Origin of the sequence: Demequina gelatinilytica, assembly GCF_000971115.1 — a bacterium.
In the GTDB taxonomy this organism is placed as follows: domain Bacteria; phylum Actinomycetota; class Actinomycetes; order Actinomycetales; family Demequinaceae; genus Demequina; species Demequina gelatinilytica.
In genome coordinates this window covers 63050-74066 of the sequence record NZ_BBLV01000018.1, presented here as the reverse complement: position 1 = coordinate 74066, position 11017 = coordinate 63050, and the positions used below count along the sequence as shown (strand labels likewise).

Genomic DNA, 11017 nt, shown 5'->3' with positions numbered 1-11017 from the left:
TGGGGCTGGGGCTGGGGCTCGGGCTGGGGGTCGGGGGTGGGGCTCGGGATCGGGCTCGGGCTCGGGTGGTGCGACGGCGCGTGGAGGGGCCCGTGGGCGCCTGCCTGGCGGCCGTGCGGACACGTGGGTGGAGAACGTTTGCGACGCGATGTCCGAATTCAGGCACCCTGAGACGCGACACGCCGGGACGCGACACGCCGGGGACTTGGCTCCACCGGTTTATCCACATCGAGGTCCCGATCAACCATGCAGGTATTGCATGAGATTCTCCGATTTCGACTGAGTCATCCACACCGTTGTCCACATGCGTCCACGCCTGTTGTCCACGGCCCCTCCCCAGGGTGTCGCGAGTTGTCCACGACGTTGTCCACGGATGCACGTCGGCTCGATTTGTGGGCCCGACGATCGGGACCTACATTCGCGTGTCTGAGCCGGCTGTCACACCCCGGCGGGACACTGGATGTGGACCGGAGAGAGGAGCGGCATGTCCGTCGACGAGCTTGAGGCCGCATACGGGCAGGACCCGGGACCGCGCAACTCGTTCGACCGGCTGCCCCCGCAGAACCTCGAGGCCGAGCAGAGCGTGATCGGCGCGATGCTGCTGTCCAAGGACGCGATGGCGGACGTCATCGAGGAGATCCGGGGCGACGACTTCTACAAGCCGGCCCACGAGACGATCTTCCACATCGCGGTCAAGCTCTACAACGCCGGCGATCCTGTCGACGCTCTCACCGTGAGCGCGGAGCTCCAGCGCCAGGGGGAGCTGTCGAAGATCGGCGGTGCCGAGTACCTCCACACGGTCATCGCGTCCGTGCCGTCCGCGGCGTCCGCGGGCTACTACGCGCGCATCGTCCGTGAGCAGGCGATCCTTCGCAAGCTCGTCGAGGCGGGCACGCGCATCGCCAACCTCGGCTACGACGGGGAGGGTGCGGAGGTCGACCAGATCGTCGATGCCGCCTCGTCCGAGATCTTCGCGGTGACCGAGCGCCGCAACTCCGAGGACTACCTGGCGATCGGCGAGATCATGGAGCGCACGCTGGAGGAGGTCGACGCCGCCTCGTCGCGCGACGGCTCCCTGCGCGGCGTGCCCACCGGCTTCCGTGCGCTGGACGATCTCACGGGCGGGCTGCAGCCGGGCCAGATGGTGGTCCTCGCGGCCCGACCCGCGGTCGGAAAGTCCACGCTCGGCCTCGACATCGCGCGGTCGTGCGCGATCCACCACAACCAGACGGCCGTCATCTTCTCGCTCGAGATGAGCCGCGAGGAGATCACCAAGCGCATGCTCTCCGCGGAGGCGAGCGTGAAGCTGTCGAGCCTCACCAAGGGGCCCATGGGGCCGAGCGACTGGGAGCGACTCGCGCAGACGGCGGCCTCGGTCGCCAAGGCGCCGCTGTTCATCGACGACAGCCCCAACATGTCGCTCATGGAGATCCGCGCGAAGTGCCGCCGTCTCAAGCAGCAGCATGACCTCAAGCTGATCGTGGTCGACTACCTCCAGCTCATGACGTCGGGGCGCAAGGTCGAGTCCCGCCAGCAGGAGGTCTCCGAGTTCTCCCGTGCGCTCAAGCTGCTCGCGAAGGAGGTCGAGGCGCCGGTCATCGCGATCTCGCAGCTCAACCGTGGCTCGGAGCAGCGTGGTGACAAGAAGCCGATGCTCTCGGACATGCGTGAGTCGGGCGCGATCGAGCAGGACGCGGACATCGTCATCCTGCTTCACCGCGAGGACGTGTACGACCGCGACAACCGCCCCGGCGAGGCCGACTTCATCGTTGCCAAGCACCGTGCGGGACCCACGGACACCATCGAGGTGGCGTTCCGCAAGGACTACGCGCACTTCACGGACATGGCGCGCGACCTCTAGCCCCGAGCCGCACGGGGGCGCCGCGCCCACCGCGGCGAACGACACGGCGGCCCTCCGAGGGCCGCCCGGGCCGCGCCGCTAGGGTGAGCAGCGATCGAGACGGCATGCGGCGTCGCCTCGGAGCGCACGCCGTGAGAGGAGCCCCCCATGGCATGGACGATGCCCGCCGAATCCGAGCGGCACGACCGCACCTGGATGGCGTGGCCCAGCGCCGAGTACACGCTCGGCGACCGTGCCGAGGAGGCCTGGGCCACCTGGGCCGCCGTCGCGAACGCGATCGTCCGCTTCGAGCCCGTGACCATGATCGTCGCGCCTGAGCACCGCGAGACCGCGCAGCGCCATCTGCTGCCCGAGGTCGAGCTGGTCGACGGCGCGATCGACGACGGCTGGTACCGCGACTCCGGCCCGACCTTCGTGCTCGGCGAGCGCGGGCTCGGCGCCGTCAACTGGGTCTTCAACGGCTGGGGCGGCCAGGACTGGGCGAGCTGGGACAATGATGCGACCGCGAGCCTCATCGCGACGGCGGCATCGGGTGCCGAGCGCATCGACTCGTCGCTGGTGAACGAGGGCGGCGGCATCCACACCGACGGCCAGGGCACGTTCCTGGTGACCCGGACCGTGCAGCTCGATCCCGGTCGCAACCCGGGGCTCACCGAGGCCGACGTCGAGGCCGAGCTCGCGCGCACGCTCGGGGCGCGTGCGGTCATCTGGCTTCCGCGCGGGCTGACGCGCGACTCCGAGCGCTTCGGCACGCGCGGCCATGTCGACATCGTGGCGACCTTCCCCAGCCCCGGCCGCGTCCTGGTCCATGATCAGCGCGATCCGGCGCACCCGGACTTCGAGGTGAGCCGCGAGGTCCGCGAGAGCCTTGCGGACGCCGTGGATGCGGAGGGTCGACCGCTCGAGGTGATCTCCCTGCCCGCACCCGCGGTGCTGCGCGACCACGAGGGCTGGGTCGACTACAGCTACGTCAACCACCTGGTCTGCAACGGCGCGGTCATCGGGTGCGCCTTCGACGATCCTCATGACGCGGTCGCGCGCGAGATCCTCGCGGAGGCCTACCCGGGACGCGAGATCGTGATGGTCGACGCCCGGCCGCTGTTCGCACGTGGCGGCGGCATCCACTGCATCACCCAGCAGCAGCCGTCGGTGCCCACGGACCGCTGACGCCCTGCGGGAAGGTGCCGGCGCACCACCCATCCGCCGTCGCGGGCGCTCCGAACGCCACGCGCGACTTCACCGCGACGAGGAGGATGGGCCCATGCGACGAGCGACGATGCTGGCAGCCGCAGGCGTGCTGGGGATGACGGGTGCCCTCGCGGGCTGCGCGAGCGACACCGTGGACGATGCTCCGGGAGCGTCGGCGGCCACGCAGGAGGCGGCGACGGCGGAGACCGTCCCGAGCGGGACGGCACAGCCCGCCAGCGAGGACGCGATGGACGAGGACCCGGCGACCTCATCGTCCGAGCCCGACCCCGACAACGCCTTCGCCTTCACCGCGACCACGCTCACGGGCGAGGAGTTCGACGGCCTCAGCATCGACGACCGTGACGTGATCCTGTGGTTCTGGGCGCCGTGGTGCCCCACGTGCTTCGCGGAGGCGGGGGAGATCTCCGCCGCGCTGCCGCGCCTGCCCGAGGGCATCGAGGTCATCGGGATGGCCGGCATGTCGGACGACCTCGACTACATGAAGAAGTTCGCGGACGACGCGGACGTGCAGGAGATGACGCACGTGGTGGACCTCGACGGCGACCTGTGGCGCCGCTTCGACGTGGTGAGCCAGGCGACGGTCCTGGTGATCGACGACTCGGGCGACGCGTACACGCTCGGCGGCGGCGTCACCGCCGACGACCTTGTCGACTACGCGGAGAAGATCGCCGCGACCTGAGGCCGCCCCGGGTGCGCGGTCCCGGGCGGGACGCAATAGCCTCGGGGCATGAACCTCATCTCCGGTGACCAGATCACCCTGACCTCGGGCGACCAGGTCGCCACCATCGCGACCCTGGGGGCCGCGCTCCGGGAGTACACCGTCGGCGGCCGCGAGGTCGTCATCCCGTTCCCCGCTGACGAGCTGCCCGCCGCGTTCCACGGCATGGTCCTCGCCCCGTGGCCGAACCGGCTGCGCGACGGCCGGTACGAGTTCGACGGACGCGAGCTCCAGGTGCCGGTGTCCGAGCCCGGCCGCGGCACCGCGCTGCACGGGATGGTGAGCTTCGCCCACTGGTCGGTCGAGTCGAGCACGGAGTCCACCGTGACGCTCACCTACGCGCTGGCCGCGAGCCCCGGCTACCCGTTCCAGCTCGAGCTCGCCACGACGTACGCGCTCGGCGAGGACGGGCTCACCATCACCACGGTCGCGCGCAACGTGGGCGCCGGACCGCTGCCGTACGGCCTGGGCTTCCACCCCTGGTTCGCCCCGGGCGGCACGCCGCTCGACGCATCCACGCTCCAGCTCGACGCCGCATCGCGGGTCACGGTCGACGACCGGCTGCTCCCCACCGGCAGCGCCCCCGTCGCGGGTGGCTTCGACCTGCGCGAGGCGCGCTCGCTCGACGGTCTCGCCTTCGACGATGCGTGGGTGGACGTGATCCCGGACGCCGAGGGCCGCTCGTGGGCGCGCCTGGGCTGGGCGGACGGCGCCACCGTCGAGATCTGGGCCGATGCGGAGGCGAAGGCCTGGCAGATCTGCACGGGCGACCAGGTCGACGGCGTGCGTCGGGCCGGCGTCGCGATCGAGCCGATGACCTGCATCGCGGACGCGTTCCGTACGGGCGACGACCTCATCACGCTCGAGCCGGGCGCCGAGCACGCGCTGACGTGGGGCATCCGCCTGGTCTGATCTCCGAGCCGGGCGGGGTGTGCGGTCAGGCGGCCGTGCGCTCCGCCCCGCGCTCGGCTCGGCGCGCGGCGACCAGCACCGCCGCCGCGGCGACCGCGGCGACCGCGACCAGCGCGATGAGCACGGGGGTGCCCCAGTCCCGGATCGCCAACGTCACCGCCGACTGCCACCGGGAGGTGGCGAGCAGCACCCCGTCCAGGGTGTGGACGCCGTGCCGCGGCAGGATCTCGGCGAGCGCGAAGACCACCACGTAGATGCCGGCGAGCACCATGAGGACGCCGCCGGCGCGCATCAGGGCCGGGGTCCTGCGCCGCACCGCGGTCGCGAGGCCCGTGCCTGCGACCGCCGCGGTGAGCGACACGAGCACCACCGACGCGCCCATGCCCACGCCGTAGGCGAGGAACGGCGTGACCGTCGCGACGGGGCCGGAGGCATCGAGCGCCTGCGTCACGACCACCAGGAACAGCCCGATGGTGCAGCTGAGCGAGGCGAGCGCGAACGTCGCGCCGTAGCCCGCCTGCGACCACAGGGTGCGTCCAGGTGCTCGGCCGGCGCGAGCGAGGGCGCCCAGGCCCGGACCGCGCAGCTCCCCGTGGCGGGTCATGACGGCCCCGAGCACGATCACCAGGGCGCCGAGCACGAGCGTCACCCAGGACATGGACGGCAGGACCGTGGCCTGCAGGCCCAGGCTCACGCCGGCGAACAGCAGCCCGAAGCCGGTGAACACGGCGACGAAGCCGAGCGTCATCGCGGTCGCGAAGCCGAGCGCCCGCCGCAGGGCGATCGCTCGCGGCACGGCCGCATCGTGCGCGCCCGCGCTGCCGGTGATGAGTACGGTGAGGTACGCGGGCAGCAGCGCGAAGCCGCACGGGTTGAATCCCGCGACCGCGCCGAGGAGCAGCGCATACGCCGCGTCCGATGCCTCCATGAGCGACCTCCTTGGCCCACGTTCGGAGCGTAGCCGCGGGCGGACGGGTCCGGCGCGCACGCACCGACTCACATGAAGTTGATAATCATTCCCGTTATCGCTTAGGGTGTCGGCGTGCGCTCGACCGGGCGCGTCTCAATCCGACAGGAAGTCAGGTCACCGATGTCCATCGCCCCGCTCGGGACGCGAGCCGCCACCATCGCGGGCGCCTCCGCGCTCGTCCTCGCCCTCGCCGCGTGCTCGCCTGAGGAGGTGGAGGTCGCGGCCTCCTCCGACGCGGTGGAGCACGAGGCGCACGACGACCACGACCACGAGACGGAGGGGGCCGCCGCGGCCACGACCGAGATGGCCGCCCAGACGCCGCGCATCGTGGTGACGTACGACGGCGGCATCCTGGTCCTCGACGCCAACACGCTCGAGACCGAGGCGGACATCGCGCTCGCCGGCTTCAACCGCCTCAACGTCGCGGGTGACGGCCGCCACGTGGGGGTCTCGACCACGGGCGGCTTCCAGATCCTCGATGCGGGCACGTGGAGCCAGGCCCACGGCGACCACGCGCACCACTTCACGTCGGAGCCCGCGCTCACCGACCTACGGGTGGAGGCGGAGATCCCCGGCCACCTGGTGGTCCACGACGGTCTCGCGGCGTTCTTCGACGACGGCACCGGTCAGGTCACCGTGGTCGAGGCCGATGAGTGGGAGCACATGGTCGAGGAGGGCCACCTCGACGTGGTCCGCTCGTACGTCGCCGCCGCCGCGCACCACGGCGTGGCCGTCGCGAGCGACGGCGGCGAGCTGCTGGTGACGATCGGCGACGAGGACGGCCGCACCGGCGCGATGCTCCTGGGTGAGGACGATGCCGTGCTCGCCTCGAGCGAGCAGTGCCCCGGCGTGCACGGCGAGACAGCCTTCACCACGGCGGACGGCGAGGAGCTGTTCATGGTCGGCTGCGAGGACGGCGCGCTCGCGTTCCATGGCGACCACGTCCACAAGATCGACGTGGGGCTCGAGTACGCCCGTACCGGGAACCTGCACTCGGTCGACGGCCACGGCATCGTCCTGGGCGACCGCAGGACCGACCCCGAGGGCGGGATCGACCTCACCGAGATCGTGCTGATCGACCCGGAGGCCGAGTCCATCACGGTCGTCGACCCGTTCGAGGGCGAGGACGCCGAGTACACGTGGCGCGGCCTGGCCCGCGGCGCCGACGGCGAGTCCCTGGTGCTCGGCACCGACGGCGCCCTGCGCGTGATCGACTCGGCCACCGGCGAGGTGCTCCGCAGCATCGACGTGGTCGACGCCTGGGAGGCGCCCGAGGAGTGGCAGACCGCGCACCCGGCCCTCACCGTCCTTGCCGGCATGGCCTACGTGACGGAGCCCGCGACCGGCACCATCCACATCGTCGACTACGTCGGCGGAGAGGTCTGGAAGTCGGTCGAGGTCGGGGTCGCGACCAACGAGATCGCGGGCGTCACCGGCTGACGTCCCTGCTCGCCCGAGCAAGGGCCCGGATCGTGGTGGGACGCGCCGCGATCCGGGCCTTCGGCATGCTGCCGCTCAGGCCGAGGGCACGAACGAGTGCGACCAGATCTCCGAGCCGTCGGGGTTGAGGTAGGTGTAGACCACAGTGGGGTCCTCGGTGACGTCGTAGGCCGCCATCTCGTCGAAGACCACGCTGTCGCACAGCTCCTGGAGCGTCGACACCATCGCGTCGAGGCTCTCGGCGCCCACGGCAGGGTCCACATGGTCGGCGAAGGTGTAGGTGTACACCACGGTGCCGGGGGCCTCGCCGGTGACCTCGAGCCCGTCGTACACGCCGTCGAAGGACTCGAGGATGCTCGGGACGGTGTCCTTGACCAGGGCGACGTACGTGTCGAGCGTCTCCGCCGCCGACGAGCCTGCGTCCGCGACGTCCGCGACGTCCTCGACGGCCGGCTCGGTCGTCTCCTCCGCTGCCGGCTCCGTGGTCTCCTCGGCGACGGTGTCGACCGCCGGGGCCTCGTCGGCGGGCTCCGGGCTGCACGCGGCGAGCGCGAACGTGAGCGAGGTGGTGGCGAGCAGCGCCGCGGCGGCGCGTCCGAACGTCATGGTCATGGTGGTATCCCCCCAGTTCTGGTGGCCCACACCCTAGCGGCTCTGCCGACAGCGGCCGGGGTGCCCTCCGCATGCGCGCCGCTCCACCGATGCGCGACCATGGGGGGAGGAGGGCGACGATGCTAGCCACGGCGGTCGAACGTGCGATGCCGGGTCTGCGCATCGTCCGCGAGTACCGCCGTGCGTGGCTGTGGGCCGATGTGCGCTCAGGCGTGGTGGTGACCGCGCTGCTCATCCCTGCCGGCATGGGCTACGCGCAGGTCGCCGGCCTGCCTCCCGTCACGGGCCTGTACGCGACCATCGTGCCGCTGCTGGTCTACGCCGTGTTCGGGCCCTCGCGGATCCTTGTGCTCGGGCCGGACTCGGCGCTCGCTCCCATCATCGCGGCGGCGATCCTGCCGCTCGCGGGTGGGGATCCCGATCGGGCCGTGGCGCTCGCGGGGCTCCTCGCGATCCTGGTCGGGGCGTTCATGCTGCTCGGCGCGCTGCTGCGGCTCGGGCTCGTGACGGACCTGCTGTCGAAGCCGGTGCGCGTGGGCTACCTCAACGCGATCGCCGTCATCGTGATCCTCACCCAGGTACCCACGCTGCTGGGATTCACCATCGACCGCTCGGGTCCGTGGGGGAACGCGCGCGGCATCGCGACGGCGGTGGGAGCGGGGGAGGTGGTGCCGCTCGCGGCCGTGCTCGGCGTCGCCTCGCTCGCGCTCATCCTGATCCTGCGGCGATTCCGCTCCCCGGTGCCCGGCGTGCTTGTCGCGGTGGTGCTCGGCATGGTGGCGGTCGCCGCGTGGGGCCTCGACGACCGTCTCGCGGTGGTCGGCGCGCTCCCGCAGGGGCTTCCGGCGCCCGCGCTCGGCGGCCTGCGGTGGGACGATGCGGCTGCCTTGCTCGCTCCCGCCGCGGGCATCGCGCTCGTGGCGTTCACCGACAGCGCGGTCCTGTCGCGCACGCTCGCGGCGCGCCGCGGCGAGTCCGTGAGCGGCAACGCGGAGCTCGCCGGGATCGGGCTCGCGAACATCGGCGGCGGCCTGCTGGGAGGGTTCCCCGTGAGCGCGTCGTCCTCGCGCACCCCTGTCGCGGACGCCGCGGGCTCGCGCACGCAGCTCACGGGCGTGGTCGGGGCGGCGCTCATCGTGGTGTTCATGCTCGTCGCGCCGGGGCTCACGCGCTACCTGCCCGAGGCGACCCTCGCAGCCGTGGTGATCGCGGCGGTCCTCACGCTGATCGACGTCCGCGCGGTGGGCGCGCTGTGGCGGATGAAGCGCGTGGACGCGGGGCTGTCGCTCCTCGCGACGGTCGGCGTGCTGGTGGTGGGCGTGCTCGAGGGGATCCTGGTCGCGGTGGTGCTGTCGCTGCTGACGTTCGTCGACCGCTCATGGCGCCCGTACCGCGCACGGTTGGGCCGCATCCCGGGCCGACGCGGCTACCACGACCTCTCGCGCCATCCGGGAGAGGCGCTCCCGATCCCTGGTGCCCTGGTGCTGCGCTTCGACGCGCCCCTGTTCTTCGCGAACGGCGGGGTGTTCGCGGACTGGGTCCGCGCAGAGGTGGCCGCCGCGGGGCCCGAGGTGCGCACCGTGATCCTCGCGGCCGAGCCGATCACGGATGTGGACACCACCGCGATCGACGCCCTGCTGGAGCTCGACGACTCGCTCGCGGCGCAAGGGATCCGGCTGGTCCTCGCCGAGGTCAAGGGGCCTGTCAAGGACGTGCTGCGCCGCTACCGCGCGCTCGGTCGCTTCGAGCCCGACAGGCTCGCGCCCACGGTGGGGGCCGCGGTCGACGAGGTCACCGGCACGCTGCGGGGCGACCTGGGATGACCTCCGTCTACCGGCGATCGGCGCATCGTGCCCCTAGGGTGAACATGTGACGGTTCCCGGCGATCCTGCCTTCCTCGCGGCGCAGCGCGCCGACCTGCTGCGCTTCATGACGGGTGCCGTGAGGCCGGACGGGTTCGGGTGGCTCGGCGAGGACGGCGGCGTCGACGCGGCTCGGCCCGTCGAGCTGTGGATCACGTGCCGGATGACCCACGTCGCGGCGCTCGGGCTGCTCGCGGGGGAGGCGCCGGCTGCCGGGGGACCCTCTGCCAACGCGCTGCGCGACCTCGCCGCGCACGGCGTCGCCTCGCTCGCGTCAGGCGCGCTCCATGACGACGCGCACGGCGGCTGGTTCGCGGCCGCCGTCGACGGCGTGCCCACGGCGACCGCCAAGCAGGCGTACGGGCATGCCTTCGTGGTGCTGGCCGCATCGTCCGCCGTCGCCGCGGGGGTGGACGGTGCCGAGGAGCTGCTGGTCGAGGCGCTGCAGGTCTCTCACGACCGGTTCTGGGACGAGGCCGAGGGCCTGTCGGTCGAGGAGTGGGATCCGTCGTGGACGGCGTTGGACGCGTACCGCGGCGTCAACGCGAACATGCACACGGTGGAGGCGTACCTGGCCGCCGGCGACGTGACCGGCGACCGCACCTGGCATGAGCGCGCGGCGCGGATCGCCGACCGCGTGGCGGGCTGGGCCCGCGCGAACGGGTGGCGCATCCCGGAGCACTTCGACGCCGCCTGGGAGCCGATGCTCGAGCATCACCGCGACGAGCCCGCGCACCCGTTCCGCCCCTACGGCGCGACGGTGGGGCATGGGCTCGAGTGGGCGCGGTTGATGCTCGCGGTCGACGCGTCGTTGGAGCGGACCTCCCTGCGTGACGCCGCGGTGGCCCTGTACGACCGCGCGGTCGCCGACGGCTGGGACACGGACGGCGCGGTGGGCTTCGTGTACACGACCGACTGGACGGGCACGCCGGTGGTGCGCGAGCGCATGCACTGGGTGCTCGCGGAGGCGGTCAACGCCGCGGAGGCCCTGCGTCAGGCGACGGGCGAGGTGCGCTACGCGGCCGATGCCGCCGCGTGGTGGGCGTACGCCGCGGAGTACCTCATCGACCACCACCGAGGCTCGTGGCATCACGAGCTCGACCCGCACAACCGTCCGGCCGGCACCGTGTGGCCGGGCAAGCCCGATGTCTATCACGCGTACCAGGCGGCGCTGCTGCCCGAGCTGTCTCTGGTGCCGTCCTTCGCCGCGGCTCTGCGCGACCGCGGCGGGCTCGCGGACAACCTGGGCGGATAGTGCCGCTCCCGGCGCCCTGATCCGCGCAACATGTGCAGATCGTGTCGTCTCGCGGCCGCGCCACACCTCAACGGGTGCGAATCGTGCGGCCGTGGCGCCCCGCGCATCAGCTCGACCAGGAGTGAGGCGTCGTCGTGTTTGGGTGTGGGGACCTCCGCGCCGTTGCGGGTGGATACCG

The 11017-nt window shown here is 72.2% G+C and carries 9 protein-coding genes; 7 read left to right on the top strand and 2 right to left on the bottom strand.

Annotation, left to right across the window (positions count from 1 at the left end):
- Window positions 1-484 precede the first annotated feature (484 nt).
- The 4 genes from dnaB (at window position 485) to AOM00_RS13460 (ending at window position 4700) form a co-directional block, all read left to right on the top strand.
- Window positions 485-1861 carry a replicative DNA helicase gene (gene dnaB / locus AOM00_RS13475; RefSeq protein WP_062518284.1) on the top strand — a complete coding sequence of 459 codons (1377 nt, stop codon included), beginning with the start codon at window positions 485-487 and terminating at the stop codon, window positions 1859-1861.
- Between the two features lie 147 nt (window positions 1862-2008).
- Entirely contained in the window at window positions 2009-3028 is a 1020-nt protein-coding gene (locus AOM00_RS13470) for an agmatine deiminase family protein (RefSeq protein ID WP_062518283.1), read from the top strand.
- A gap of 94 nt (window positions 3029-3122) precedes the next feature.
- Window positions 3123-3749, top strand: coding sequence for a redoxin domain-containing protein (locus AOM00_RS13465; RefSeq protein ID WP_062518282.1), 627 nt, complete (start codon window positions 3123-3125; stop codon window positions 3747-3749).
- Between the two features lie 48 nt (window positions 3750-3797).
- Window positions 3798-4700 (top strand): aldose 1-epimerase family protein, encoded by a 903-nt coding sequence (locus AOM00_RS13460; protein WP_062518281.1) that lies wholly within the window; start codon window positions 3798-3800, stop codon window positions 4698-4700.
- 25 nt (window positions 4701-4725) lie between these two features.
- Here the strand turns inward: AOM00_RS13460 and AOM00_RS13455 are convergent, their stop codons facing one another.
- A complete protein-coding gene (locus AOM00_RS13455; protein ID WP_062518280.1) occupies window positions 4726-5628 on the bottom strand; it encodes a cytochrome c biogenesis CcdA family protein in 903 nt (300 codons plus the stop codon).
- A gap of 162 nt (window positions 5629-5790) precedes the next feature.
- Here AOM00_RS13455 and AOM00_RS13450 point away from each other — a divergent pair, with 162 nt between their 5' ends.
- Window positions 5791-7110 carry a hypothetical protein gene (locus tag AOM00_RS13450; RefSeq protein WP_062518279.1) on the top strand — a complete coding sequence of 440 codons (1320 nt, stop codon included), beginning with the start codon at window positions 5791-5793 and terminating at the stop codon, window positions 7108-7110.
- Window positions 7111-7185: 75 nt separating this feature from the next.
- Here the strand turns inward: AOM00_RS13450 and AOM00_RS13445 are convergent, their stop codons facing one another.
- Window positions 7186-7722 carry a DUF4854 domain-containing protein gene (locus AOM00_RS13445; protein WP_062518278.1) on the bottom strand — a complete coding sequence of 179 codons (537 nt, stop codon included), beginning with the start codon at window positions 7720-7722 and terminating at the stop codon, window positions 7186-7188.
- Between the two features lie 119 nt (window positions 7723-7841).
- On the opposite strand from AOM00_RS13445, the gene AOM00_RS13440 reads away from it, so the two are divergent.
- Together AOM00_RS13440 and AOM00_RS13435 are read left to right on the top strand one after the other, a co-directional pair.
- Window positions 7842-9545 (top strand): SulP family inorganic anion transporter, encoded by a 1704-nt coding sequence (locus AOM00_RS13440; protein ID WP_062518277.1) that lies wholly within the window; start codon window positions 7842-7844, stop codon window positions 9543-9545.
- 46 nt (window positions 9546-9591) lie between these two features.
- Window positions 9592-10839, top strand: coding sequence for an AGE family epimerase/isomerase (locus AOM00_RS13435; RefSeq protein ID WP_062518276.1), 1248 nt, complete (start codon window positions 9592-9594; stop codon window positions 10837-10839).
- Window positions 10840-11017: the final 178 nt, after the last annotated feature.